Origin of the sequence: Plantactinospora endophytica (genome assembly GCF_016862915.1) — a bacterium.
Lineage (GTDB): Bacteria > Actinomycetota > Actinomycetes > Mycobacteriales > Micromonosporaceae > Plantactinospora > Plantactinospora endophytica.
In genome coordinates this window covers 1-26,551 of sequence record NZ_BONW01000045.1, presented here as the reverse complement: position 1 = coordinate 26,551, position 26,551 = coordinate 1, and the positions used below count along the sequence as shown (strand labels likewise).

Here is a 26,551-nt window from a genome sequence, read left to right as displayed (position 1 = left end):
TCTTCGTTGCCGGGCTCGTTGGCCGGCGGCTCCTCCTCGGCGGCCTCGACGTAGATGCGTACCGAGTCGAGCGCGGGAATCTGGTTGGCCCGCACCATCATCGGGATGCGGTGCGAACCGTCACCGGCCCACGACGAGCACTGTGCGAGGCCGGCGGGCAGCCCCGGAACCTCGACGATCACCGAATCCGGTTCCGCGCCGCCCTTGCCGTCCTCCGTCGCGACGAAGAACGCCGGCACCGGAGCCGGGTCGGCCGCCTCGCTCGTGCTGGTGAGCATCCGGCACGCGGTGTGGAAGTGCCCGCGTACCAGGCCGTCCTCGTTGAGTACCGAGGACTCCAGGTAGTAGCCGCCGCGCGCGGCGGGCAGGAACCGGTCACGGACCAGGTTGCGGGTACTCACGACCAGCCGGAACGGCTGCCCCGCGCGTACCTTCCGGGGCGCCTCGCTGATCAGCAGCGCGGGATTCTCCGCCGCCGCGCCCAACTCGCCGAAGGCGGTCGAGACGCACCGGCCACCCTCCTGGAAACCGGTGTGTGCCGGCAGGTCGCTGCCCTTGCAGTCCTTGCCGAGCGGGTTCAGCCCGCCACCGGCCGGCGGGTTCCCGCCGGGAGACGCCGGCGCGCTCGCCGTCGCCGTCGCGCCGCCCTCCGGCTCCTCGCACTCCTCGCCGGACGCGGGCGGCGTACCGGTGGCGGTCGCGCCGGGAGCGGCGGCGTCGCCGCCGGTACCGGGACTTCCGCCGGGCGAGGCCGGCGACGTCGGCTTGCAGGTGGGGGCGGCTTGCTGGGTCTCCGCGTTGGAGATCTGTGTGACACCGATCAGGCCACCGAACACGGCGAGGGCGGCGGCCACGGCGAGGAGGCGGCGGCGCTGGCCGGAATCGGTGGAGGTGCGACCGTGGTGCGACCGTCGCATGTGTATGAACCTCCCGAGATCATGCGCTGCGGCTCGGACCGGTGGGGGTTCCGGCTACCGTGCCGGACGACCGTCTTCCGCTGGCAGGCGACCCGATCAGGACAGAGAAACGAGTCGGTGTCGCGCGGGCCGTCCGTACGCCGCACGCACACCGTAGGGAGCGGTCGGTTGCCGGACCAAATCCAGTCGGCGGAACTGCGGGTTTCTTGAACCGCAGATAATGGAAACTTATGGTGCGGCCGTGAACCGGGCCGAATCGCGCTCCGGACGGCGGCGGATACGAGTCGACGTGCTTCGATGGCGGTTGTTGGGGCTTGGCGGGTACGGGTCGAAGGCGCGTCCGACGGGCGCTCCGGAGTTGGCGCGCGGGACCCTGCGGTTCGACACCGCCGTCGCCCGGCATGCCGAGATCGCCGCCGCGCGGGGCGACACCCTCGTCGTCGGTACGCACGGACTGGCTCCGACTCTCTGCTTGGCCAGCCGGATCGCGCTCGACCCCGGTCCCGCGCACTTCTGGGCAGATCTGCGTTTTCGCGACGTCATCGAGGTCGATCTGGCCGACGGGATGGTGTCCCGGCGCTTCGGCTGATCCGGTCGGCCAGGCACGGCCGTCCGGCCGGCGGCGGCTGCCCGACCTGGTCTTTCTGTGCGGGTACGGCGTCGGCTACGGTGATCAAATAGTGTTCTCGTCACATCGCCGCATCCTGATCGCCGTGCTGGTCGCCACCGTCGCCCTCGGCGCGGTCGTGTTCGCCCTCGTCCGGTTCGCCGGTGGCGGGGCGGACGAGCCGGCCGACACCGCCGGGCCGGCCGCCACCGCCAGGGTCGTCCAACCCGGCGCACCGGGTCAGACCGGCCGTACCCTCTCCCCGGGCGAGCAGTCCAAGTTGCCGCCGCCTCCGGCGCACACTGCGGCCGACACCCAGTTCATGCAGCGGATGATCGCGCACCACACGCAGGCGCTGGAGATGACGGCCCTGGTCGCCGACCGGGCGCAGAGCCCCGAGGTGTCGCTGCTCGCCGGCCGGATCCAGACCTCGCAGCGCGACGAGATCACCCAGATGGAGCGGTGGCTCACCGAACGCGGGGTGGAGGTCCCGGGGTCGCACACGCAGCACGCCGGACATGACGCGACGATGCCGGGGATGCTCACCCCCGAGGACATGGGCCGGTTGCGGGGGACCCGGGGCGAAGAGTTCGACCGGCTCTTCCTCGACCTCATGATCCGCCACCACAACGGCGCGCTGACGATGGTGCAGCAGCTCTACGCGGCGGGTGGCGGGCTCGAACCGGCGAGCGACCGGTTCGCCCGCGAGGTCAACGCCGACCAGGCGATCGAGATCCGGAGCATGCAGGAACTGCTGACCAGGCTGGCCGACTGAGCTACTGCCCGCACCTGCGCGGGGAATCAGCATGCAGGAAACTGCTGACAAGGCTGGCAGCTGAGTCACCGCCCGAACCTGCGCAGGGCATCGACGTGACGGGGGCGTGTCCCGCCGGTACTCCGGCCGGACACGCCCCCCCACTGTCAGCGGTGGCTACCGCGCGTCAGTCAAGACTGGCGCACTGGCCGGCGACCGGCCCGTTGACCGTGTTCGCCGCACCGAGGTTGATCGGCGCCGGGGAGTTGCCGGTGCAGCTCAGCGGGCCGCGTACCGTGCTGTCGGCGATGATCGGCTCGACCGCGCCGGTCCGGTTCGAGGTCAGTACGGCCGGCCCGTGGATCTCGCTGTCCACGATCGCGGTGCTGCCCTTCGTACCGGTGATGCTCACCGGCCCCCGTACGGTGCTTCCGAAGAGGTGTACGGCGGCGGCGTTCGACGCCGAGACCGGCCCCGAGATCGTCGAGTCGACGGCGAGCAGCGAGGCACCCGGCCGGACGGTGACCGGCCCGGAGACCGTCGCCCCGGTCAGGCAGGTGACGCCGGTGACCGTCAGCGGCCCGTTGTGCCGCTTCGAGATGGTCGAGGTGCAGGTCCGGGCCAACTGGTCGAACCGGGCCCGGGCCACCGCGAAGCTCGGCGCCCAGGTGGTCCTGGTCTGGTGCTGGGCGTTGAACTCGGGCAGCCGCACCTCGCTCGCGGCGGCGATCTCCGCCGCACTCAGGTGCTGGCTCGGCTTCAGCGCGAAGACGTCGAAACCGCGGGCGATCTCGCTGCCGTAGACCTGACCGTTGTACCAGTACGCCGACCAGAAGCCGCCGAGCAGGGTGGACGTGGGACTGATCGGCCCCCGGTCGAAGTACCCGATCTCGCGCGGGTTCGCCGAGTCGGTGAAGTCCAGCAGCGAGATGCCGCCCTGGTACCACGCCTGGGCCAGGATGTCCCGCCCCGGCACCGGGATCAGCGACCCGTTGTGCGCGACGCAGTTCTCCTGGAGCGTCTGCGGCACCGGCAGCTTGTAGTAGCTGGCGAACCGCATCTTCCCGTCGACGATGTCGAAGATCGCGTTGGCGCCCCACTGCGGCTGGTCCGTCGTACGGCACCGCGCGCCCGTGCCGCCGCCCCACTCGTCGGTGAAGATGACCTTCTTGCCGTCGTTGCTGAGCGTGGCCGAGTGCCAGTACGCGAAGTTCGGGTCGGAGACCTCGTCGATGCGTACCGGGTTCTGCGGGTCGGAGATGTCGATCAGGATCCCGTTGCCCTCACAGGCTCCGGCCGCCAGCCCGAGTGCCGGGTAGGCGGTGATGTCGTGACACGCGTCGGTGACCGGGGACGGGCTCCAACCGCTGCCCGACGGGTGGGTCGGCGCGGGCGGGGTGTTCTGGAGGCCGTCGACCGCGCCGGTCTCCGGGTTCGCGAACAGCCGGGGGCCGCTGACGATCGCCGCCTGCTCGGGGGCGGCCACCGGCACCTTGATCACGTCGATCCGCCACCGGGCCGGGTTCTCGCCGGCCGCCGGGGTGTTGTTGCAGCCGGCCATCGTGGTCGCCGGGCGTACGCCCGCGGTGCCGGAGACGTACACGTAGACGTTCGCGGCGTCGTCCGGGTCGGTGACCAGCGAGTGGGTGTGCGAGCCCCGGCAGGTCTGCACCGCGGCCACCTGCACCGGGTTCGTCACGTCGCTGATGTCGAAGACGCGTACGCCCTGGAAGCGGGTGCCCGCCGCCGGGTCCGTACCGCAGTCGAGGCGGCCCCGGGTCTCCTCGACCGACATGAAGAGCAGGTCGCCGTAGACGGAGAGGTCACCCTGCCCGCCCGGACAGACCACGCTGGTGACCAGCGTCGGGTTGGCCGGCTGCGAGATGTCGTAGATGTTGAAGCCGTTGAAGTTGCCCATGAAGGCGTGGTTGCCGCCGAACGCGAGATCCGAGCCGGCGTAGCCGAAGTCACCCGGGTTGGCCGGGTTGACGAAGCCCGCCGGCTTGTCCCGGTGTGCCAGCAGTTCGAGGTTGCTGCTCGCGCTCTGCGCGTCCAGCCATCCGGCGCCGAGACCGATGCGCGGGTCCGGCGCGGGCTCCTGACCCGATGCCGTCCCCGGCAGCAGGGAGACGAGGAGTACGGCTGCCGCCGTCACGCCGACGAGCCGGCGTCTCCTGCCTGGTGTGCGATCCGACCAATAGGTCATGCGTGTGTCCTCCGTGCACAGTGCCCCAAGTGGTGGCGACGTGCGTCGGGGCGCGTGCACGCCGCGGTAGTAAGGACCGTACCGTGTATCGGCCCGAAAAGATCATGGACATATTCGCGGTGGACGCGAAAACCGCCGACAACCAGCGAAAACCATCTGTCGGTCGGCGCGTCGCGCGGTGGTCGTCGGGTACCGGTCAGCCGCCGGAGGCCGACGACGCGGAGTCCGGGCCCGGGTCGAACGCGAAGATCTGCCCCGGTTCGGACAAATCGCAGGCGACCTGCCGGGCCGACGCCCAGTGCTCGGTCGCCCCGCCCGGTACCCCGACGCACGGCCCACTGTGCACGGCATGGATCCGGTACCCGCTCGTCGGGGTGCTTACCGGTTCCGGTCGGAACTCCTCGGCCAGGCCGGTGGCGCCGAAGCCGTCCTGCGCGACGCCGCCGTCGCCCGGGATGCTGCACGACGAGGCAACCCGTGCCGTTGACCACGGCCAGCCGGGCCAGCGCGAGGTTGACGCCGTCTGTTGACCACGGTCGGCCCGGCCCAGCGCGAGGTCAACGCCTTCCCGACCGCGCTATCCGGCTGCCGGACCGGGTGGCCCGGCCGGGGCCGGGGGAATCTGCTCCAGCACAAAGGTCTCCAGCCGGTCCCACGCGGACTGCAACAGCGCGGCCGGGTCCTCGGCGGTCATCATGTCGCGGCCGGGGACGAAGGCGCTCCGGGTGAAGTACTCGCCGTTGGCGAAGTAGCTCAGCTTCAGCACGGTGTGCCGGCCGTGGGACTGGAGCGTCGGGACCAGTGGCGGGCCGGGGAACGGCGCCCGGCAGTGCGCGCAGAGTTGGCACGCCTCGTCGCCCCGCCGTCCGTCCAGCGGCGCACCGTGCCGGTCACAACGGCGGCACAGCCGGCGCCACGGTGCCAGCGCGGCACCGCTGAGCTGTGCCGGCCCGAACGCGTCGGCGACCGACGGTCCGGTGGGGGCGGGGAACGCGGCCTGCCACGGACCGGCGTACGGGACGGTGCGGCGCGGGTCGGTCAGCTCCCGTTCGAGCCGGCGCCAGGCGTCCCGGAGCCGTCCGACCAGGTGTGCCGGGACGGGATCCGGCCCGGGGCCGACGTCGCCGAGGTCGCAGCCGACGTACCGGTGTCCGTCGTCGAGTCGGAGGTGCCAACTTCCGGGTCGGTCGGCCCGTTCGAAGATCCGGGCCTGGTAGGGCCCCTGGTAACAGGTCTCGATGCCGAGGCTCACCAGGTCGTCGTCGTGACCGGCGGTGACCAGGTCGGGACGCCACCGCATCGGAGTGGCCAGGTGACCGGCCTCCCGGGTGTCGGTGTCGTCGCCGACGTGGCTGGGTCGGCAGTCGTCCGAGCAGTACGCCGAGCCGTCGGCGGGGGCGGCGCCGCAGGGGCAGCGGCCGGAGGTGGCCCGGTCGATCCGGTCGAGCAGGTTGGCCATGACATCGCCGCCTCGGGCAGGTGGACCGGTGGAGGTGTGCCTGTCGCAGCACCGAACGCATCCAAGGATATCGTTCCCTGTGCGGATCCTCGCAGCCAGCCCGGCGGCCGGTACCGCCCTGCTCCCGGCAGGTGCCGCCGGGGCCGGTGCGGCGTACCCGCCCGGCCCCGGCGTACCGGTCAGTCGACCTTGAGTGCCGCGCGGACCGCCTCTACCGCAGCCGCCGTCAGGTGCGGCTTCAGGGCGGCGGCGAGCGCGTCGACGTCGACCGGTGCGACCGTGGCCCGGAGTTGGGCCTCCAACGCCGTCAGTCGGCTGTCCAGCGACGCCGCCTCCTGCAACGCCACCTGCACGGTCGGCCCGGACGAACCGAGCTTCTGGCTCACCACCGCCCGCGCGACCAGCTTCGCGTCGGCATTGGTCAGCGGCATGTCGTCCTCCTCCAGGGTGTCGTCGAGCACGATCGCGAGGATCCGCTCCATCAGCGACCGGTCGGCACAGTGCCGCCGGTCGAGGGTCAGGTGCCAGTGCCACAGATGTGACCGGGTACTGGACGCGGTGCGGTCGCGGACGTTGTCCCAGCCGTCGACGACCCGGTCGCCGTCGACGTTGCCGAAGAACTCGCGTACCTCTTCGAGACGGCCGGCGCGGACCGCGGCGTAGATCCGCCGGCACTGGGCGATCATCTGGGTGTCCGAGCCGGGCGTGAAGTCCACCCCGGCGACGTGCCGCCGCTGCGTCGCGGTCAGCCCGGACTGCACCGTGTACGTCCGGTCCGTGCAGTGCCGCGAATTCAGGATCCACTCCTGGGAGCGGTGCGCGCCCCTGAGGTGTTCGTTGTCGCCCTTGCTGCCGAAGGCGCCCCTGGGGCGGCCGGTGCGGCGGCAGAGTTCGGTGCCGAGCCACGCCACCTCCGGCGTGACGATCTCCCGTCCCCACCACGACTCGGCCCGCAACTGGGCGTACGTGGTCATCGATCTCCTCCCGTCCGTTCCGGCGCGACGGCGCGGGGGAGTTGCCCGGCCGTCGTCGCCACGGCCGACCGGTGCGCCGGTCACACGTGGTACGTGCGACCCGGGTCGACCAGTTACGTGATGCCGGGACGGCCGGATTTCGTGCCGGATCACCGGGGGCGAATCTGACGGGTCGCCGACAGCACACCGCCACGGAGCGGTGTGCCGGCTATGCCGCGCGGTCCTCCGGGTACCAGCGAAGTTCGACGGTGTTGCCGTCCGGGTCCGACACGTAGATCGAGATCGCATCGCCGCGCGCGCCGAACCGGCCGACCGGCCCCTCCAGCACGGTGAACACGCCCGACTCGATCACCTCGGCCCAGTCCAGCGGCTCCACCACCAGGCAGATGTGGTCGACGTTCGACTCGCCCCGCTGACCGTGTACCAGGTCGACGATGGTCTCCGGGGTGATCCGTGCCGAGGGGAACGGGACCTTGCCCGCCCGCCACTCGTCCACCCGGACCGGCGCCAGACCGAGGGTCCCGCAGTAGAACTCCAGGGACCGCTCCACGTCGCGCACGGTCAGGACCAGGTGGTCGAACGCCTTCACCCGCACGCTCGTCGCCCCGCCTCCCGCCGGGCGGGACGGGTACTGGTCAGGGCGTTCGGTGATCTCGTCGGTGCCCATGTTTCCTCCTGTCGGACCGATCGGCCGGAACGTACCGACCCGGTGGCCGGAAGCCGGCCGTGGTGCCAGCTTCCACCCTCCGCCGGACGGGTACCGCGACCAAGACATGACCCGCCGACTCCGGCCGTGCTGACCAGCGCCTAGGGCGTCAGCAGCAGGACCCGGTCCGGCGTGCCGGGCAGGATGGCGACGACGCCGTCGGCGTTGACCAGCCGGTAGCCCTCGCCGTCGAGCGCCTCGATCCGCCACCGGACGGCCGGACCGGAAGCGTCGCGGAGACCGAGCTCGAGGCGTACCCGACCATCCGGGCCGGTGGTCGCGGCCAGCGGCCGGTCGGCGCCCCTGTTGACGATCCGGAAGTAGCCATCCTCGGTCGGCGCGAAGCGCCAGAGCTGGCAGGTCCCGGCCCGGGGCCGGTCCGCGACGACCCGGCCGCCCGACCCCGACCGGGCCGTCCGCCCGGAACATCCGGGTACGCCCCAGACCCGTGCACCGGCCGCGTCGGCGATCAGCACGTCGCCGACCGGTTCGAGGCGGAACCGCTGGCAGTCGTTGTCCAGCCAGGTCCAGACCTGCACCGGGGTACCCACGCCACCGCAGCCGGCCGCCTCCAGCACCCGGCCGGCCAGCCGGTTCTCGATCCGGGTCCAGCCGTCCGTCGTCAGCACCAGCCGGAACCGCTGGCAGTCGTTGCCGAGCCAGCCCCAGAGGGCGACCCGGGCACCGTCGGCGTTCACGCACGCGGCGACCTCGGCGACCTTGTTGCTCGACCGGTTCAGCAGGCTCACCTGCCCGTCACCCCGGTACTCCGGCCGCCACTGCTGGCAGGCGCTGTCCGACGGTACGGCGATCCGGAGGTCGGCGCCCTCGTACCCGCAGCTCGGTACGCCCACCGCCGCGCCGCTGGCCCGGTTGACCAGGTTGAACCAGGCACTGCCGTGGCCGACCCGGGTGCTGCCGGACCGTGGGTCACCGAGCCGGGGCCAGCCGTCGGTCCAGGTGATCGGGCGCACCGAGAGCTTGGGCAGGCCGGCGTCGGTGGTGTCGTAGTAGTGGTGGGCGAACCAGTCGCCGCCCGGGCCGGCGAAGACGTCCCCGCCGCCGGTGCCCCGGAACTCGTTGTAGCCGCGCAGCAGGTCGGTGCCGCCGCCACCGAGCAGCGGCACCCCGTCCCGGTCCAGGTACGGCCCGGTGATGCTGGCGGACCGGCCGACCACGGTCCGGTAGTCGGCGTCGACGCCCCGACAGCAGAAGTCGAGGCTGGCGAAGAGGTAGTAGTAGCCGCCCCGGCGGACGATCGCCGGGCCCTCGATCGAGGCGCCGCCGCGCGAGGCGATGTGGTGCAGGGTCTCGTCGGCCGGCATTCCGGTGCTCCGGTCGATCCGGCGCATCCGCAGGCCGTCCCAGAACGAGCCGAACGACAGCCAGGGCTGCCCGTCGGCGTCGAAGACCACGTCGGGGTCGATGGCGTTGAAGGTGTCGGTGCCGCGCGACCGCATCACCATGCCGTGGTCGACCCAGCCGTACGCCGGACTGGCCGGATCGAGCGTCCTCGTCGTCGCCAGGCCGATGACCGAGTTGTTGGTGCCGAACGACGAGGCCGCGTAGTAGAGGTGGTACGCCCCGTCGAAGTAGCTGATGTCCGGAGCCCAGAAGTCGGCCGGGGTCACGCCCAGTTCGGCGACGACCCAGGCCGGCGGGGCGCTGAACACCGTGCCCAGCTCGGTCCAGTGCAGCAGGTCGGTCGAGCGCTTGATTGGCAGGTACGTGCGGGTTGCGGCGTCGCCGGTGATCACGGCGTAGTAGAAGCGGCCCTGCTTGACGACCGTCGGGTCGTGCGCGATGGGGTCGGCCGCGAGCCGGCCCGCCGGGGCGGGCGGCGGCGGTGCACCCGGTCGCAGGGTGTCGGCCCGTGCGGTCGCGGAACCCAGCGTCACGACGAGCGCGGCGGTCAGCCCGACCGCCGTCGTACGCGCCAGCCGCCGGAGCGCCGGACGTCGGGCGGTCGCCCGTCCGGATCCGTGCGTTGCCGCGACGGGCGGGTGCTGCTTGCCTGGCTGACGCCAGCGGACGCGGTCGACCGAGCGCACCATGCCCCGCTCCCTTCGGACACCGCCGTCCGCAGTGGACGAACCCGGGTGACCACGACGGTGGCACGCCGTACCGCCCGCCGCCATCGGCCTGGCGTCCAGTCACGTCCTTCGACGGGACGCGGCTGTCCGGTTACGGTTTCCGGTCGGGATGGCGCTCGACGAAGGCCATCCAGGGATCCACTTCCGGCGTCCCGCCCGGCGCCGGCAGCGGTACGGCCCCGGTCGAGGTGGACGCCGGCTCTGCCGGATCCACGACGTCGCGCCGGGCGGCGCCGTCGTTGCCGCTCCGCGCCGAGTGGGATGCCGGCGGAGCCGACGCCGGGGCGGGCGTGCCCGGCAGCGGTCCGGGCGTGTGGGGTGTTGTCGGGGTGGGCGTGACCGGCACCGGCGGCAGCGGACCGGCTCCCGCCTCGGTGGCGCGCCTCGCGGCGAGCAGGGCCGCCAGGGCGGTGGTGATCGGCACGGCGGCGATCAGGCCGACGGTGCCGACCGCGCTGCGGACCAGTTCCTGGGCGATCAGTTGGCTGGTGAGCAGTTCACCGATCGGGGTGGCGCTGTCGGCGGCGAAGAGCAGCATCAGCGGTAGCGAGGCTCCGGCGTACGCCAGCACGATCGTGTTGATCACCGAGGCGATGTGTGCCCGGCCGATCCGGGTGGCGGCCGAGTAGAGCTGTCGGAAGCCGTAGCCGGGGTTGGCCAGCGCGAGTTCGCCGACCGTGGCCGACTGGGTGACGGTGACGTCGTCGAGTACCCCGAGGGAGCCGATCACGATGCCGGCCAGCAGCAGGCCACGCATGTTGACCTCGCCCTGGGTGATGGAGATGTAGTTCGAGGTCTCGTCGGCTATCCCGGAGAGGTGGGCGGCGGCGGTGGCGATCGCCGCGAGGGCCGCGGTGATGGTGAGGCTGACCAGCGTGCCGGCCACCGCGACCGTGGTGGTCATGCTGAACCCGTGGGTCAGGTAGAGCACGGTGAGCATGATCGCCGCCGCGCCGACGATGGCGACCAGCAGCGGTGAGCGCCCGTCGAGGATGGCCGGCACGATGAACATCAGCAGCACCGCGAAGGTGACGCCGAGCCCGGCCAGCGCGCTCAGGCCGCGCCACCGGCCGAAGGCGAGCACCGCGAGCGCGAACACCGCGCCGAGCAGCCACAACTGGTTGGACCGCTGGTGGTCGATGATCGAGTACTGCCGTTCCGGGCTCTCCTCCAGGTAGAGCAGCGCCACCTCGTCCCCGGCGGACACCCGGACCGCCCCGGGCCCGGACGGTACGTCGGTGCTGACCCGCTGGCCGGCCCCGATCCCCTCGGTCAGGTCGACGGTGACCGTGCCGCAGTCCGTCGGGGCGCCGGCCGGCAGTTCCTCCCCGGCCGGCGGCGCGGGGCAGGGCGCCGACTGGACGGCGACGACCGTGCCGAGCACCCGGATCGGCCCGTCGGCCGTACCCGGTGCAGGGGCGTCCCGGGGCCACAACAGCACCATCGAGACGAGGGTGAGGACCGCCACCGGGATCAGCAGGGCCAGACTCAGCCGTCGCGCCGCGCGGCTGGCGGGCGGGCCGGCGTGGGGCAGGTGGCTGTGCGTGTGTTCGGAACTCATCGGCTCGACTGCTGGCCTTCCTGGTCGGGGCGGTCGGCGGGGCACCGGCCGAGCATCGCAGCCGGAGCCTCCCGACGGGCCAGCATGACACGCGGTCGCCGGCCGGACGAGATGCCGGGTCGGATCCGTGCAAGTCGGATTCGCGCAGGTCGGATCGGTGCGGGTCGGGTCGGTGCGGGTCGGGTCGGTGCGGGTCGGATTCGCGCAGGTCGGGTCCGTGCGGGTCTGTTCGATCAGCAGACGAGCGAGTCGGTCAGCCGCTCGGCGACCCCCTGGTCGAGCGGCTCGTTGCCGAGCAGGAAGCGGTACCAGAACAGCCCGTACGCCTGGTCGACGAGGAGTTCGAGATCCCGCTCCGGGCCGATCTCGCCGCGTTCCCGGCCGCGTCGGACGATCGCGTGCAGCGCGTCCCGACGGGTCTGGGTGAACTGCCGGAACAGCTCGGCGGTGCCGGGGTCCCGGGCCGCCTCGGCGGCGAGCGTACGCAGCACCGCCGAGGTGGCCGGTTCGCCCGCCCGGCGGAAGGTGTGTGCGAGGAAGGTGCACAGATCCTCCCGAAGCGATCCGGTGTCCGGGACCGGTACCAGGGAGTCGCTCCAGTCGGTCAGCGCCTCCAGCAGCACCGCGCCCTTCGACTGCCACCAGCGGTAGATCGTCTGCTTGCCGACCCCGGCCTCGCGGGCGATGAGGTCGACGTTCAGCCCACCGTCGTGCGGGGTGGTGAGCAGGCGGAGCGCCGCGTCGAGGATCGCCTGCCGGGCCTCCTCGTTGCGGCGCCGACCGGTGTGTGCCCGGCGATGGCCCTCGGGGCCGGTGGTCGTCACCGCACCAGCATATGATTTGTCGGAACTGTCGGTCTCGGTAACACGCTTCGCCGCCACCGGCCGGGTCACGTCCGCCGGGTCGCCGGCTCCGATCTCACGTCCTCACGTCCGCCGGGTCGCCGCCTCCGTCCTCACGTTCGGCGGTAGCGCCGACTTCGGCGTCATGTCCTCCCGTCCGGCGAGGAGTCGTCACGTCCAAGGACGGCGGCGAGATGTCCAGGAAATCGGCGAGCGCGTTCCGCCACAGGTCCGGGCTGTCCACGTGCAGGTCGTGTCCGGCATCCGGAACCTCCACCGTCGTGACCAGCGGATGTCGCGCCATCCGGGCGTACTCGGTCGGGTGCCGTCCGGGGCGTACAGGTCAGGCACCTCGTGGACGCTGGCAGGGTGGCGGGCGGCCGTCGTCTGCTCTGCGCGCCGGTCCGCCGGCCACGGCCGTTCGGAGCAGTACGGCATCCGGTCTGTCCCGGGTCGGGAGGTTTCGACCACCGTGGTCGGTGGGGAGAGACTGTGGACATGGGCACATTGAAGGTGGGCACGTCCTCGTGGGCGGACCGGTCGCTGCTCGCGTCCGGCTGGTACCCCCGGTCGGCCAACACCCCGGCCGGGCGGCTCGCGTACTACGCCGAGCGGTTCGGCCTGGTCGAAGTGGACACCACCTACTACGCCGTACCGGTGCCGGAGACAACGGCGGCCTGGGTGGACCGCACGCCGGAGGACTTCACCTTCAACGTGAAGGCGTTCGGGCTGTTCACCGGGCACGGGGCCGAGGTGGCGGCGCTGCCCAGGGACCTGCGCCCGGACGGCCGGGACACCGGTCGGGTACGCCGCCGCGACCTGCCGGCGGCCAGCTACGACGAGCTGTGGCAGCGGTTCCGGGAGGCGGTCGCGCCGATCGCCGGGGCCGGCAAGCTCGGCGTACTCCTGTTCCAGTTCCCGCCCTGGCTGGCACACGGCGAGCCGGCGAAGCGGCGGATCCTCGACGCCGTCGAGCGCTGTCGCCCGTGGCGGGTCGCGGTCGAGCTGCGCAACGCGTCCTGGTTCGACGGCGACAACGCGCCGGACACCGTCGGCTTCCTCGCCCGGCACGACATCTCGATGGTCAGCGTCGACATGCCGCAGGGGCACGAGTCGTCGATCCCGCCCCTGCTGCTGGCCACCGCCGAGCCTGCGGTGATGCGGTTCCACGGCCACAGTCCGGAGTGGACGACCGGCGACAAGGAGGAGCGGTTCCGGTACGCGTACCGCGACGACGAGCTGGCCGACTGGGCGGGGCGGCTGCGGGACCTCGCCGACGAGACCGACGAGCTGCACGTACTGCTGAACAACTGCTGCGCGGGCCAGGCGCAGCGGGACGCGGCCACCCTCGCCGCCCTGCTCGGCCCGGAGGCGGACTGGCCCAATCGGGCCGCCCGGCGCCGCCCCGCGCTCCGAGTGGTGCGCTAACGGGCAAGCGGAGATCCAGTCCGGCAGCAGGTTCGGCCAGCGGTCGATTCGGCCGGCAGTGCGGCGAAGTCGACGTTCTCCCGCTGACGTGTCCGTGCCTCCGTGCGGTTCGGCTGGCGTGGCGGGTTCAGCCGGCGAGGTCGGAGGGGTCGGTGTTGGCGCCGCAGAGCAGCACGGCGAGGCGCTCTCCGGCCGCCGGCCGGTACGCACCCGAGTTGAGTGCGGCCATCGCGGCGGCGGTGCCGTGCTCGACGGCGAGCCGGTGGGAACTCCAGAGCAGTCGTCGGGCCTCGACGATCTGCGCATCGCTGACCAGCACGCTCCGTACCCCGGCCCGCACGGCGACCTCGTAGGCGATGCCGCCGACCCGGCGGGCGCCGAGCGAGTCGGCGGCGACCCCGGCGACCGGTACGTCGACCGGCCCGCCCGCCGCCAGTGCGGCGTGCAGCGCCGAGGCGCCCTCCGGTTCGACCGCGACCACCCGGGCCCGGCCGTCCAGCCCGGCGGCGATCCCGGCCATCAGCCCGCCTCCGCCGACCGCCACCAGCACGGTGTCCACCTCACCGACCTGCGCCAACAACTCCAGTGCGAGAGTGCCCTGACCGGCGCAGATCTCCGGCTGGTCGTAGGCGTGGCAGAACAGCGCCCCGGTGTCGGCGGCCCGCTTGACCGCCGCGTCGTACGCCTCGGCGTACTCGCTGCCGTGCCGGAGCACGGTGGCGCCGAGCTGGCGCAGTTTGTCGACCTTGACGGCGGGGGCGGTGGTCGGCACGTACACCTCGGCGGGCAGCCGGAGGGCTCGGGCCGCGTACGCGACGGCGGCGCCCGCGTTGCCGCCGGACGCGGTGACCACTCCGGCGGCCGGCAGGTCGCCGCGCTCGGCGGCGGCCAGCAGCCGGTTGAACGCGCCCCGGGCCTTGAACGACCCGGAGTGTTGCAGGAACTCCAGCTTCAGCCAGAGCGCACCGGCCGGCCCGGCGAGGTCCGGCTCGACCCGGGCCACCGGGGTCGTCCGGACGTGTCCGGCGATCCGGGTCGCCGCCTCCTGCACATCGGTACGGGTGATCACCGTGTCGTCCCTTCCCAGCAGCTACGCCGTACGGTATCCCCGGGTGTCCGGCGGCGCGGATAGGGTGTGGGGCAATCCACCCGCCCCCGGCTGCGGAGGTCGAGCGATCATCGACGGCATCACCGTCCGGCAGCTCGCCGGCCGGGTCTGGATCTCGCCCGGCGACCCGGACCCGGCGAACGTCCAGGCCGGGGTCGCGGTCGTCGCCGACGAGCGGGGCAGCGTGGTCGTCGACGCCGGGCACAGCCCCGCGCACGCCCGGGCGATCCAGGCCGCGATGCGGGCCGCCCGGCTGCCGGCCGCCCGCTGGCTGGTCTACACCCACCACCACTGGGACCACGTCTGGGGCGCCTGCGCCTGGCCGGACGTGGAGATAGTCGGGCACGTCGCCGGCCGGGAGCTGCTCCGGCAGGAGGCGGCCCGGCCGTGGAGCCACCGCTACCTGCGCGACCAGGTGCGGGCAAACCCGCGACTCGGTCCGAGCTTCCGGGCCCGGGCGCTGGCGATGGCGGGCTGGGACGACTTCACCGTACTGCCGCCGACCCGCACCTTCACCGACGAACTGACCCTGCCGACCGGCGTGCTGCTCCGGCACGTCGGCGGTGGGCACGCCGCCGACTCGACCGTCGTGTACGTCCCGGACGCCGGGGTCGCCCTGCTCGGCGACTGCTTCTATCCGCCACCGGCACACCTGCGTGGCCCCGACGACGGCCTCGACCTGGCGATGCTGCGCGACCTGCTCGACGACGACTACGAGTGGTACGTCGACAGCCACGGCGAGCCGACCACCCTGGCCCGCGCCCGGGAGCAGATCGGGGCCTGACCACCCTGGCCCGAGCCCGGGAGCAGATCAGGGCCTGACCACCCTGACCCGCGCCCGGCAGCTCACCACGGCCTGACCACCGTGGTCCGGGCCCGGCAGCTCACCACCGCTTGAGCACCCCGGTCCGGGGTCGGCGCCTGGTCTCGGCCCGACCACCCGCCGATCCCGGCTGGCGGCGCGTGTCCGCGTGCACCCGTAGGCCACCGGGGCATCATCGGGCCGTCGTGTCGCGGTTACGTGGCACAGGAATCCTTCCGGGGTGCTGAGACTGCCCGCGGTGATCGCCTACCGCGTCCTGGGCACGGCCGGGGCGACGATCCTGGCGTGCGCCGGACTGGCCGTCGGTGCGCTACCGGTGGACCAGACCGGGGCGGCGCTGTGGCGCAGCGACTGGCGGCACCATCCGGACGCGGCCCTGCTCTGCGGCTATCTCGGGCTCACCATGCTGGTGGCCGCGTGGTGGTGGGCGGGACGCGAGATCCGGCGGCCGGGCGGCACCGACGTCCGCAGCCTGGTGACCACCCTCGCGCTCTGGGCCGGTCCGCTGCTGCTCGGCCCGCCGCTGTTCAGCCGCGACGTCTACAGCTACCTCGCCCAGGGTGCGATGGTGCTCGGCGGCGCCGACGTCTACCAGCACGGGGTGGCGCAGCTCGGCGGGCGGTTCGCCGCCGAGGTACCGCAGATGTGGCAGCACACGCCGGCACCGTACGGGCCGGTGTTCCTCGGCCTGTCGGCGCTGGTCGCCGGGCCGGCCGGTACCGACGCGGCGGCCGGGGTGTTCGGGATGCGCCTGGTGGCCCTGGTCGGCGTCGGCCTGCTGGCGGTCTTCCTGCCCCGGCTGGCCCGGCACACCGGGGTCGAGCCGGGCGCGGCGGTGTGGCTGGGTGTGCTGAACCCGTTGGTGCCGCTGCACCTGGTCGCGGGGGCACACAACGAGGCGGTGATGCTCGGGCTGCTGGTGGCCGGCCTCTGCCTCGCCTTCGAGCGCCACTTCGCGCTGGCCACGGTACTGGTGACGCTGGCCGCGCTGGTCAAGGCGCCGGCGGCGGCAGGGCTGCTGGTGGTGGTGGCGCTGGCCCGGCCGTACCGGGGGCTCGGGTCGGCGACGCTGCGTACCGCCGGGCTGGCGGGGCTGACGGCGGTCGCGGTCACCACCGCCACCGGTCTCGGGTACGGCTGGATCGCCGCACTCCGGTCGCCGATCCACAAGCACAGTTGGTCGGTGTCGAGCGCCCTCGGCCGGGCGTCGGACCGGCTCGGCCAGGCGGTCGGGTTCGACCTCGGGGACGCGCCGATGCGGTTCTGGCTCTGGGGCGGCGTGCTCGCCGTGCTCGGCAGTACGGCGATCGTCTGGTGGCAGCGGCGCCGGCTCGGCGCGACGTACGCGTTGGGGCTGGTCCTGGCGGCGGTGGCGGTGCTCGGCCCGGCCACCCGGCCCTGGTACCTGCTCTGGGGTCTGGTCCTGATCGCCGCCGCCGCACCCGACGGGCCGGTACGCCCACTCGCGTCCGTGGCCGCCGCCGGGGTGGCCTTCCTGACCCTGCCCAGCGGGTTCGGGCCGGATCTGGCCCAGCTCGCCCTCGCCGCGACGGGGGTGGCGCTCGGAGTTGTCGCGGTCGGCTGTTTCTGGCTGGCGACGAACGCGCTGCCGACAGTGCTGACCGGTCCGGCCTGGGTCGGCAGGGCGCTGGGCGGAACGCCGCGATGACGCGCTTGTCGGGGCAGCCCGCACGTCGCCCCGGTCCGCTACTGCCCAGACCGTCCGGGACGTACGCCCGGGTGGGCCTGATCGTCGGGCTGGCCGGGGCCATCGCGCTCGCCATCGCCCTGCTGCCGGGGCACCGGGGCTGGTTCGACATCGGCGTCTACCACGGGGCGGTGAACCACTGGCTGCACGATCGTGGCCCGCTCTACGACTACGTCCGGCCCGGCACCGACTACGGGTTCACCTATCCGCCGTTCGCGGCGCTGTGCATGCTGCCGATGGCGTGGCTGGGCTGGTACCCGACGATCGCGCTCAACGTCGCCCTCACCGCGCTGGCCGCCGCGCTGGTGCTGTGGCTGCTGGTCGACCCGATCGCCCGGCGGGAGGGCTGGCGGCGGGGGTTCGGCTTCGCGCTCGCCGCGTGCCTGTTCGCGATGCTCGGACCGGTCCGCGACACGGTCAGCTTCGGCCAGGTCAACCTGGTGTTGCTGGCGCTGGTCTACGCCGACGTGTGGCTGCTCGGCCGTGGACACCGGCTGGCCGGCATCGGCAGTGGCCTGGCCGCCGCGATCAAACTCACCCCGGCGATCTTCATCGGCTATCTGCTGGTAACCCGGCGCTGGCGGGCGGCGGCCACCGCGACGGCCACGGTGGCGACGGCGACCCTGCTGGCCTGGCTGGTCGCCCCGGAGGCCAGTCGGGAGTACTTCGGGCGGGCGCTCTGGGACACCGGCCGGGTCGGTGCGCTGGACTACGTCTCGAACCAGTCACTGCTGGGCGCGGTGGCGCGGTGGAACCCGGAGCATCCGGACCGGCTCGTCTGGATCGTGCTGGTCGGGGTGGTGCTGGTGGTGTGGGCGCACCGGGCCCGGCAGGCGGTCCGCTGCGGCGACGACCGGGCCGGATTCGCCCTGACCGGCGTCGCCGCCTGTCTGGTCAGCCCGGTGACCTGGGTGCACCACCTGGTCTGGCTGGTACCCGCGCTGGTGGTCCTCGCCGACTCCGCCCTGCTCGACCGCCCCGCCGGGACGGCGTCCCGAAGGCCGGCAACCGGATCGGCGTCCCCGGCCGGCGGCCTCACGTCTTCGGACGACGCCCTCGTGTCCGAGGCCAGCGTCCCGGGGTTCTCAGGTGATGTTCCCGCATCCGAGGTCAGCGGCCCGGCGCACCGAGGCGGCAGGGCCGGCCGCCGGAGGTGGGGCTGGTGGATCATCGCCTACCTGCTGCTCTGCGGCAGCGTCGTGTGGTTGTGGGCGACGGACCACAGCGGAATCGTCGGGTTCCTCGGCTCGAACGGTTACGTCCTGCTCGCCCTGGCCATGCTGGGATTCCTGCCGACCGGACGCCGAGCGGCGACAGACCGGCCCGCGGCGATCGCCTCCTCCGGGCGCCTCGACCGAGGCGGTGCCGTCGTCGGTTGACCCTCGACCTCGTCGAGGCTCCAGCATCGGCGGCGGAACTGGTCGACGCAGGGGAGTGGACGATGGAGCAGCACACCGACGAGATGATGACGAGCATCATGGCGGCGGTCGAGTGGGGACAGGCCGGGCGTACCGGGGCGGCGCGGGAGCGGTTGACCGAGTTGTGGGGGCTGATCGGCCCGGACGGTGATCCGATGCACCGGTGCACGCTGGCGCACTACCTCGCCGACCTCCAGGACGATCTGGCCGAGGAACTCCGCTGGGACCTGCGCGCGCTGGAGGCCGCCGACTCGCTTACCGACGAGCGGGCCCGGCGGGAGAACGCCAGCTTCCAGGTCGCGGCGTTCCGGCCGTCGTTGCAGCTCAACCTGGCCGAGGACTACCGCAAGCTGGGCCGGCCGGAGCTGGCCAGGAAGCATCTGGCGCTGGCCCGGGAGCACCTGGCGCTGCTCGGCGACGACCCGTACGGCCGGATGATCCGGGAGGCCGTCGAACGGGTCGGGGCCCAGTTGGCCGACGCCGAGTCGACTGCCGGTTCGTGAGGATCAGGTCGGGCGGTTCGACCGGTCACCGTCCCGACGGCGGGCCCACCGCCCGCCCGGGTCCGGCGCCGGGGTGACCAGCGGCTACGACGGCGGGACCTTTCGATTCCGATGTGGACGGACGATCGGCCGCGTCGGGCGGTCGGCGGAGTCGGCCGTCCGCAGGGTGGGACGGAATTGATCCAACGTATTGACGAACTCCCTGAGGGCCTGTGAACATTCGATCGGGGAGCCGGAACTTTAGAAGAAGACACAGAAAGTCCCCGGCTCTCCGACGAAACTTTCCCCTGGGCTGCCTCGATTCGTTGGAGCGGAGCACATGTCGGCATCGGGCTCGGTCATTTCCGTCCACAACCCCGGCACGGGCGAACTGCTCGGCGAGGTCGAGTCCACCAGCCCGGAACGGCTGGCCGAGGCGATCGCGTCCGCACAGCTCGGCCAGGCCGCGATGGCGGCGACACCCGCACACGAGCGGGCCGCCCTGCTCGGCCGGATCGCCGACTCGATCGAGCGGGAGCAGTCCGAACTGGCCCGGCTGCTCGCCGCCGAGAACGGCAAGCCGCTGCCGCAGACCCGGGCGGAGGTCGAGGCGGCGATCCGGATCTTCCGTGGCTTCGCCGCCGAGGCGACCAGGATCTTCGGCCGGCAGACCCCGCTGGACGCCGTACCGGGGTTGGAGCGGCACCTGGCGGTGACCGTACGCGAGCCGATCGGCGTGGTCGCCGCGCTGGTCCCGTTCAACTACCCCGTCGAGCTGTACGCGCACAAGGCCGCCGCCGCGCTCGCCGCCGGCAACGCCGTACTGGTCCAGCCGCCGGCCCGCTGCCCGCTGGCCCTGGTCCGGATCGCCGAACTGGTCGAGGCGGCCGGCGTACCCCGGCACGCACACCAGCTCGTGCCTGGCGGCGTGCAGGTCTCGCAGGCGCTGGCCGAGTCGCCGGGGATCGCCGCGATCAGCCTGACCGGCAGTACCGAGGCGGGCCGGGAGATCGCCCGCCGGGGCGCCGGAACGCTGAAGAAGGTGCTGCTGGAACTCGGCGGCAACGACGCGCTGATCGTCTGCGCCGACGCCGACGTCGAGGCGGCGGCCCGGGCGGTCGTGCTCGGCCGGCTGGCCCGGGGCAACGGGCAGATCTGCTGTGCGGTCAAGCGGGTCTACGTGCAGGACCCGGTGCACGACGACTTCGTCTCGGCACTGCTGGCCCAGACCGCGAAGCTCGCCGTCGGGGACCAACTGTTGGAGTCGACCGACGTCGGACCGCTGATCGCCGAGTCCGCCGCCGAACGGGTCGAGGCGGCCGTCGGCCGGCTGGTCGCCGACGGAGCCCGGCTCGCGGCCGGCGGCACCCGCCGGGGCGCCTTCCTCGACCCGGCGGTACTTGTCGACGTGCCGGCGCAGAGCCCGGCGTTCGCGGAGGAGATCTTCGGGCCGGTCGCTCCGGTGGCCAGGTTCGCCGAGCCGGCCGACGCGGTCCGGATGGCCAACGAGTCGCCGTACGGGCTCCAGGCCGCCGTCTTCACCCGGGACATCTCCCGGGCGTTCACCATCGCCCGGCAACTCGACGTCGGCGGGGTGGTGGTGAACGGCTCGACCGCGCTGCGCGCCGAGAACCTGCCGTTCGGCGGCACCAAGGACACCGGCGGCCATCGCGAGGGGCTGCACGACACCCTGTCCGAGCTGACCCGGCAGAAGACCATCGTGGTGATGGAGGCGTTCGGGTGACCGTCGCTGCCGGGTCACCGCGGGCGGGCAACGTCCTGGAGCTGCGCGGCGTACGCAAGGAGTTCGGCGGCGTACCCGTGCTGCACGGGGTGGACCTGGTCGGCCGGCCCGGTGAGGTGGTCGCGGTCGTCGGGGCGAACGGCGCCGGCAAGTCCACCCTGATCAAGATCCTGGCCGGTGCGCTGCCGATGAGCGGCGGCGAGATGTGGCTGGACGGCGCCCGGGTCGAGCCCCGCTCGCCGCACGACGCGCACGACCTCGGCATCCGGACCGTCTACCAGGAGCTCACCCTGGTACCCGAGCTGACCGTGACCGAGAACCTGCTGCTCGGCAACTTTCCCCGGCGCCGCACCGGGCTGATCGACTGGCCGGCCGCGCACGCGAAGGCCGGCCGGCTGCTGGCCGAGATCGGGTTCGGTGCCGTGCACCCGAGGGCGATCGCCGGCCGGTTGACGGTGGCCCGGCAGCAGATGGTCGAGATCGCGAAGGCACTGGTCAGCGAGCCCCGGGTACTCGTGCTCGACGAGCCCTCGGCGGTGTTGGCCGGCACCGACCTGGACTCGCTGTTCGGGCTGATCCGCCGGCTGCGCGACCGTGGCGTGCTGGTGATCTACGTGTCGCACCGGCTGGCCGAGGTGCTCGACCTGGCCACCTCGATCGTGGTGATCAAGGACGGCCGGGTGGTGACGACGACCGAGCCCGCCCGGACCAGCGAGGACGAGCTGATCCGGCTGATGGCCGGCCGGCGGCTGGAGCGGATCTATCCGGCCCGACGGACCGGGTTCGGCGAGCCACGGCTGCGGGTCACCGGGCTGTCCCGGCCGGGCGAGTTCACCGACGTCTCGTTCACGGTCCGGGCCGGCGAGATCGTCGGGATGTTCGGCCTGGTCGGCTCCGGCCGCAGCGAACTGGCCCGGTGTGTCTTCGGCGCCGAGCCGGCCTCGACCGGCGAGGTCCGGGTCGGCACCGAGTCCGGGTCCGACACGGAGCAGAGTGGACGGACCGGGGCGACCACCTTCCGGAGCCCGACCCAGGCGATCACCGCCGGGCTCGCCCTGGTCACCGAGGACCGCAAGCGCACCGGCCTGGTGCCGGAGCTGACGGTACGCGACAACATCGGCCTGACCACGTTGTATTCGACGACCCGGGCCGGGCTGCTCGACGTACCCCGGCACCGCCGCGCCGTCGACGACCTGATCGCCCGGCTGGACATCCGCCCGGCGCACTGCGCGACCATGCCGGTGGTCCGGCTCAGCGGCGGCAACCAGCAGAAGGCCGTACTGGCCAAGTGGCTGCTCGCCGGTCCCCGGGTGCTGATCCTGGACGAGCCGACCCGGGGCGTCGACATGGCGACCCGGATGAGCATCTACCAGATGGTCGACGACCTCGCCCGGGACGGCCTCGCCGTGCTGCTGATCTCCTCGGACCTGACCGAGGTGCTCGGCGCCACCGACCGGGTGCTGGTGATGCGGGAGGGCCGGATCACCGCCGACCTCGACGCCGAGCACACCACCGAGGACGAGGTCCTCGGCTATTCGATTGGACGGGCCGGATGACCTCGACCGCGACGGGCCGGATGACCTCGATTGGACGGGTCGGATGACGGGTCAGCTCACCGACGCCGGGCCGGAACCGGCCGTCGAGCCGGGCCGGCGCAACCGGCTGACCGTCGCCGGCCGGCCGGTGACCGTCGAGACCGGGTTCCTCACCCTGGTGGTGCTGGCCCTGGCGGTGGCGGCGCTGACCTCGGACGCCTTCCTCACCCAGACCAACCTCACCAACCTGCTCAAGCAGATGGTCACCACCGGTCTGCTGGCCTTCGGCATGCTGGTGGTGATCCTCACCGGCGGCATCGACCTGTCGGTCGGCTCGGTGGTGGCCTTCGCCGGCATCGTCACCGCAGGTCTCGTGTCGGGGCTGCCACTGCCGCTGGCGATGGCCGTCGGCATCGCCAGCGGGATCGCCTTCGGGCTGGTCAACGGCATCCTGGTGGCCCGGTTCGAGCTGGCGCCGTTCGTGGTCACCCTGGCCGCGCTGACCACCATCCGAGGGCTGGCCTTCGTCTACTCCGAGGTGCCGATCGCGCCGGAGCACCCGGACTTCTTCTGGCTCGGCTCGGCGATGCTCGGGCCGATCCCGCTGACCACCGTGATCATGGCGCTGGTCTTCCTGGCCGGCGGGCTGTTCCTCAGCCGTACCCCGGCCGGGCGGTCGATCATCGCGATCGGCGGCAACGCCGAGACGGTACGGCTGGCCGGCATCAACGTACGCCGGCACGTGGTGCTGGCGTACGCGATCAGTGGTGCCTGCGCGGGCCTGGCCGGGGTGATCCTGGCCAGCCGGGTCGGCATCGCCCAACCGAGCGTCGGCGTCGCCTTCGAGTTGGACGCCATCGCCGCGTGCGTGATCGGCGGGGCGAGCCTGGCCGGCGGCCGGGGCACCGCCCGGGGCACCCTCGGCGGCGTCCTGATCCTGGTGCTGATCAACAACCTGCTCAACCTCTACGACGTGCAGAGCTTCTGGCAGCAGGTACTCAAGGGCGTCGTCATCGTCGTGGTCATCGGAGTGCAACGTGCGAGCCGGCCCCGGGCCTGAGCTGCCCGGCGTCGGGACCGTTCCGCCGACCGGCGCCTGACCCGGGCCGGTCGGTCCCACCCCACCACAGGATGGAGAACCGGCAGATGAATGCGAAGCGGCTCACCGGATTGTTACTCGTCGGCGCGCTCGCCACCGGCATGGCGGCCTGCTCGGGCGACGACGGCGGCTCGGGCGACGACGGCTCCTACACCGTCGGCGTCGCCAACTTCACCCTCGGCGGCCCGTACTTCAGCGGCATGGACAAGGCCATCGCGGCCCAGGCGGCGAAGAAGGGCAACGTCGAGATCGTCAGCACCGACGCGAACGGCGACGCGGCGAAGCTGGCGGCCAACGTCGAGGACCTGCTCAGCAAGAACGTCGACGCGATCATCATCTCCGGCGGACCGCTGGAGTCGGCGCCGGCCGTACTGAACTCGATCAAGGCGGCCGGCAAGCCGGTGGTACTGGTGGACCGGAAGTTCGCCACCGGCGAGTACACGAGCTGGATCGGGCCGGACAACGAGGCGATCGGCCGGCAGAACGGCGAGTTCCTGGCCCAGCGGCTCGCCTCGGGCGGCAAGGTCGGCATCATCAAGGGCGGCCCGGCGGACAACAGCATCGGGCTGGCCCGGACCAACGGCGTCAAGGCGGCGTTGCAGGGCAAGCCCGGGATCGTCCTGGTCGAGGCGCCGGACTTCGGCGGCTGGAGTTCCGACGGCGGGCTGACCGTGATGGAGAGCCTGCTCGCCACGAACGCCGACCTGAAGGCGGTGTTCTGCGAGAACGACGCGATGTGTCTCGGCGCGCAGCGCGCCGTGGCCGACGCCGGCAAGGCACAGCAGATCGTCATCGCCGGAGTCGACGGCCAGGCCGAGGCATTGAAGGCGATCCTGGACGGCACCAACTACCTGGTCACCGGCCTGAACGACGCCGACATCATCGGCAGCATGGGCCTGGACCGGGCGGTCGAGATCCTCGGCGGCGCCTCGGTGGACAAGGACACCGTCGTCGACTCGCCCCGGGTCACCAAGGACAACGCGGCGCAGTTCCTGAAGGACGGCGAGTTCTGACGGCAGCGGCGTGACCCCACCCTTACCCGTCGAGTGAAGGGCGTCCCCCCAATGCACGGAAAGCTTGCTCACGGTACCCGCAGATCGGTCTGGACCGTGGCGACCGCGACCCTGGTCGCGCTCGTCACGGCGACGCCGGCGGCGACCGCGTCCCCGGCCGCCGCCGGCACCGCACCGGCCGGAGCCACCACCACCGCCACCACCGCCACCAGCACGGCCGCGCGGGCCGCCGACGATCCGACCCGGCCGGGCTGGACGTTGCGGTACGACGAGAACTTCAGCACCCCGCTGGGCGGGGCCAACGCACCATGGGTACGCGAGAACTACGCCCAACCGTTCGACACGATCATGGACGACGCCGGGCAGTGGTACCGGAACGACTACGGTCCGGCCTGGAACACCGCGTTCAACTCGTTCTCGACCTACCGCAAGGAGTTCCCGGTCGGCCGGGACGGCTGGCTCACCGCCTCGCTGTCGGCCCGGGACTGGAACAACGACGGCGTCATCGAGGCCCCGCCGTCGATCAGCACCCAGGCCCTCGGCGCCGAACACGTGGCCCGGCTGAACGTGCCGGACCACACCGGCGGGGCGATCCTCCGGCCGACCCGGCAACTTCCGAACCGCTACCGGATCGAGTACAAGCTGAAGACGCTCGACTTCGGCGGCAAGCGCAACGGCAGCATCACGTACGGCGGCCGGGAGAACGGCTACAGCACCACCGGCTGCAAGACCCAGCACCCGTGGGGCGAGGGCTCGGACAGCCCGGGCTGGTCCGGTGACGCCTCGGCGCCGTACTGCGAGTGGCAGGACGTCCGGCGCGGCCCGTACGGCTACAACGGCTTCCACTTCCTGTCGATCGTCGACTTCGCCAACCCGGCACCCCGGAACAACCACTTCTGGCACTACCGGCGCAAGGTGCTGATGGACTCGTTCTCCCAGCACCCAGACCGGGTCGGCTCCGGCACCGGCGGCCGGGTCTGCGACGCGAACACCAACACCTACTACAACTACCGGGACAGCAGCTTCAACACGGTGAACATGTGGATCAGCGGGATGCCGAACTGGACCCCGGGCCGGGGCGGGCTCGCCGGCAACTCCCAGTGGTTCATGACCACCTGCTCCGGCGGCGTCGCCGAACAGCAGCTCTCGTCGGCGGCCGAACTCCAGCCCGAGCTGATGCCGAACGAGTTCTACACCTTCGCGATCGAGCGGGACGCCACCGGCTACGTACTGGAGGCGAGCGGCAACTTCGCCCGGGCCGGCCGCAGGACGATCCGGTTCCACCGCCCGTTCGTGGTCGGCAACGCCCCGATCTGGCACTACAACACCCAGCCGGGCGAGTACGACGGCCGGTTCAACGGCAACCTGGTGCAGAACGACTACAACGGCTCCACCACCTGGCCGAACCAGTGGCCGGCCGGCTCGGCGTACCCGGACTGGTTCGTCATCGGCGACCTCTACACCAACGTGTACGAGGGCAGCGCCAGCCTCACCGACATCCGACTGTACGAGCCGGAGCAGCAGCCGCCGGCCAACAACCTGGCGCTGAACCGGCCGGCCAGCGCGGACAGCCAGTGCGCGGCGGCCGAGGCACCGGCGAAGGCGGTGAACGGAAGCTGGACCGGCGGCAACTCCGACAAGTGGTGCTCGCTCGGCACCAACAAGTGGCTGCGGGTCGACCTCCAGGCCGACCGGCAGGTCGGGCGGTTCGTGGTCCGGCACTCCGGGGCCGGCGGTGAGAAGCCGGCCTGGAACACCCGGGACTTCGACCTCCAGGTCAGCACCGACGGCAACACCTGGACGACGGTCGCCTCGCCCCGGGGCAACACCGCCGACGTCACCACGCACCCGGTGACGCCACGAACAGCCCGGTACGTCCGGCTGAACGTGCTCAACCCGACGAGTGACAGCGACCGGGCGGCCCGGATCTTCGAGCTGGAGGTCTATCCGAGCTGACCTGGTCCGGAGACGGCGAGAGGGCCAGCCCCCGATCTCGGGGCTGGCCCTCTCGTGTGCGGTGTGCGTTATGCGGAGTAGCCGCGTTCGGTGGCCCAGTTGGCGAGGTTGATGGTGC

22 protein-coding genes are annotated in these 26,551 nt (G+C 72.4%); 12 read left to right on the top strand and 10 right to left on the bottom strand.

Annotated features, from left to right (window positions below; translation table 11 throughout):
- The coding region (locus Pen02_RS37740) for a hypothetical protein (RefSeq protein ID WP_203870997.1) at positions 1-917 on the bottom strand (917 nt) is incomplete at its 3' end.
- A gap of 241 nt (positions 918-1,158) precedes the next feature.
- On the opposite strand from Pen02_RS37740, the gene Pen02_RS37735 reads away from it, so the two are divergent.
- Entirely contained in the window at positions 1,159-1,506 is a 348-nt protein-coding gene (locus Pen02_RS37735; RefSeq protein WP_203870996.1) for a hypothetical protein, read from the top strand.
- A gap of 91 nt (positions 1,507-1,597) precedes the next feature.
- Positions 1,598-2,299: a DUF305 domain-containing protein gene (locus Pen02_RS37730; protein WP_203870995.1), complete on the top strand. Its 702-nt coding sequence runs from the start codon at positions 1,598-1,600 to the stop codon at positions 2,297-2,299.
- Between the two features lie 166 nt (positions 2,300-2,465).
- Here Pen02_RS37730 and Pen02_RS37725 read toward each other — a convergent pair whose 3' ends face one another.
- The 8 genes from Pen02_RS37725 to Pen02_RS37690 all read right to left on the bottom strand — a co-directional run bounded on the left by Pen02_RS37725 (position 2,466) and on the right by Pen02_RS37690 (position 12,101).
- Positions 2,466-4,484: an LVIVD repeat-containing protein gene (locus tag Pen02_RS37725; protein ID WP_239141938.1), complete on the bottom strand. Its 2,019-nt coding sequence runs from the start codon at positions 4,482-4,484 to the stop codon at positions 2,466-2,468.
- Between the two features lie 196 nt (positions 4,485-4,680).
- A complete protein-coding gene (locus Pen02_RS37720; RefSeq protein ID WP_203870994.1) occupies positions 4,681-4,830 on the bottom strand; it encodes a ricin-type beta-trefoil lectin domain protein in 150 nt (49 codons plus the stop codon).
- A 231-nt stretch (positions 4,831-5,061) separates the two neighbouring features.
- Complete coding sequence (locus tag Pen02_RS37715; RefSeq protein WP_203870993.1) at positions 5,062-5,943, bottom strand: hypothetical protein; 882 nt, start codon at positions 5,941-5,943, stop codon at positions 5,062-5,064.
- A gap of 179 nt (positions 5,944-6,122) precedes the next feature.
- The gene (locus tag Pen02_RS37710; RefSeq protein WP_203870992.1) at positions 6,123-6,917 is read right to left on the bottom strand and encodes a hypothetical protein; all 795 of its coding nucleotides are present in this window, start codon (positions 6,915-6,917) and stop codon (positions 6,123-6,125) included.
- 208 nt (positions 6,918-7,125) lie between these two features.
- Positions 7,126-7,584, bottom strand: coding sequence for a VOC family protein (locus Pen02_RS37705; protein ID WP_203870991.1), 459 nt, complete (start codon positions 7,582-7,584; stop codon positions 7,126-7,128).
- A gap of 140 nt (positions 7,585-7,724) precedes the next feature.
- The gene (locus Pen02_RS37700; protein ID WP_203870990.1) at positions 7,725-9,677 is read right to left on the bottom strand and encodes a family 43 glycosylhydrolase; all 1,953 of its coding nucleotides are present in this window, start codon (positions 9,675-9,677) and stop codon (positions 7,725-7,727) included.
- 130 nt (positions 9,678-9,807) lie between these two features.
- Positions 9,808-11,277: a YibE/F family protein gene (locus Pen02_RS37695; protein WP_203870989.1), complete on the bottom strand. Its 1,470-nt coding sequence runs from the start codon at positions 11,275-11,277 to the stop codon at positions 9,808-9,810.
- Positions 11,278-11,510: 233 nt separating this feature from the next.
- On the bottom strand, positions 11,511-12,101 hold the full coding sequence (locus Pen02_RS37690) for a TetR/AcrR family transcriptional regulator (RefSeq protein WP_203870988.1): 591 nt from the start codon (positions 12,099-12,101) through the stop codon (positions 11,511-11,513).
- Between the two features lie 516 nt (positions 12,102-12,617).
- Here Pen02_RS37690 and Pen02_RS37685 point away from each other — a divergent pair.
- Positions 12,618-13,547 (top strand): DUF72 domain-containing protein, encoded by a 930-nt coding sequence (locus Pen02_RS37685; protein WP_203870987.1) that lies wholly within the window; start codon positions 12,618-12,620, stop codon positions 13,545-13,547.
- Between the two features lie 127 nt (positions 13,548-13,674).
- Here the strand turns inward: Pen02_RS37685 and Pen02_RS37680 are convergent, their stop codons facing one another.
- On the bottom strand, positions 13,675-14,616 hold the full coding sequence (locus Pen02_RS37680) for a threonine/serine dehydratase (RefSeq protein ID WP_203870986.1): 942 nt from the start codon (positions 14,614-14,616) through the stop codon (positions 13,675-13,677).
- Position 14,617: 1 nt separating this feature from the next.
- Between Pen02_RS37680 and Pen02_RS37675 the strand changes: the two genes are divergently transcribed.
- From Pen02_RS37675 to Pen02_RS37635, 9 genes are all read left to right on the top strand, one after another.
- The gene (locus Pen02_RS37675) at positions 14,618-15,439 is read left to right on the top strand and encodes an MBL fold metallo-hydrolase (protein ID WP_239141937.1); all 822 of its coding nucleotides are present in this window, start codon (positions 14,618-14,620) and stop codon (positions 15,437-15,439) included.
- Positions 15,440-15,698: 259 nt separating this feature from the next.
- On the top strand, positions 15,699-17,147 hold the full coding sequence (mptB, locus tag Pen02_RS37670) for a polyprenol phosphomannose-dependent alpha 1,6 mannosyltransferase MptB (protein ID WP_203870985.1): 1,449 nt from the start codon (positions 15,699-15,701) through the stop codon (positions 17,145-17,147).
- Positions 17,144-18,565, top strand: coding sequence for a glycosyltransferase 87 family protein (locus Pen02_RS37665; RefSeq protein WP_239141936.1), 1,422 nt, complete (start codon positions 17,144-17,146; stop codon positions 18,563-18,565). The genes mptB and Pen02_RS37665 overlap by 4 nt, the downstream gene beginning before the upstream one ends.
- A 62-nt stretch (positions 18,566-18,627) precedes the next feature.
- Entirely contained in the window at positions 18,628-19,107 is a 480-nt protein-coding gene (locus Pen02_RS37660) for a hypothetical protein (protein ID WP_203870999.1), read from the top strand.
- Positions 19,108-19,426: 319 nt separating this feature from the next.
- On the top strand, positions 19,427-20,830 hold the full coding sequence (locus Pen02_RS37655; RefSeq protein WP_203870984.1) for an aldehyde dehydrogenase family protein: 1,404 nt from the start codon (positions 19,427-19,429) through the stop codon (positions 20,828-20,830).
- Positions 20,827-22,386 carry a sugar ABC transporter ATP-binding protein gene (locus Pen02_RS37650; protein ID WP_203870983.1) on the top strand — a complete coding sequence of 520 codons (1,560 nt, stop codon included), beginning with the start codon at positions 20,827-20,829 and terminating at the stop codon, positions 22,384-22,386. The genes Pen02_RS37655 and Pen02_RS37650 overlap by 4 nt, the downstream gene beginning before the upstream one ends.
- 43 nt (positions 22,387-22,429) lie before the next feature.
- On the top strand, positions 22,430-23,425 hold the full coding sequence (locus Pen02_RS37645) for an ABC transporter permease (protein WP_203870982.1): 996 nt from the start codon (positions 22,430-22,432) through the stop codon (positions 23,423-23,425).
- Between the two features lie 86 nt (positions 23,426-23,511).
- On the top strand, positions 23,512-24,477 hold the full coding sequence (locus tag Pen02_RS37640) for a substrate-binding domain-containing protein (RefSeq protein WP_203870981.1): 966 nt from the start codon (positions 23,512-23,514) through the stop codon (positions 24,475-24,477).
- Between the two features lie 96 nt (positions 24,478-24,573).
- Positions 24,574-26,433: a discoidin domain-containing protein gene (locus tag Pen02_RS37635; RefSeq protein WP_239141935.1), complete on the top strand. Its 1,860-nt coding sequence runs from the start codon at positions 24,574-24,576 to the stop codon at positions 26,431-26,433.
- Positions 26,434-26,551 lie beyond the last annotated feature (118 nt).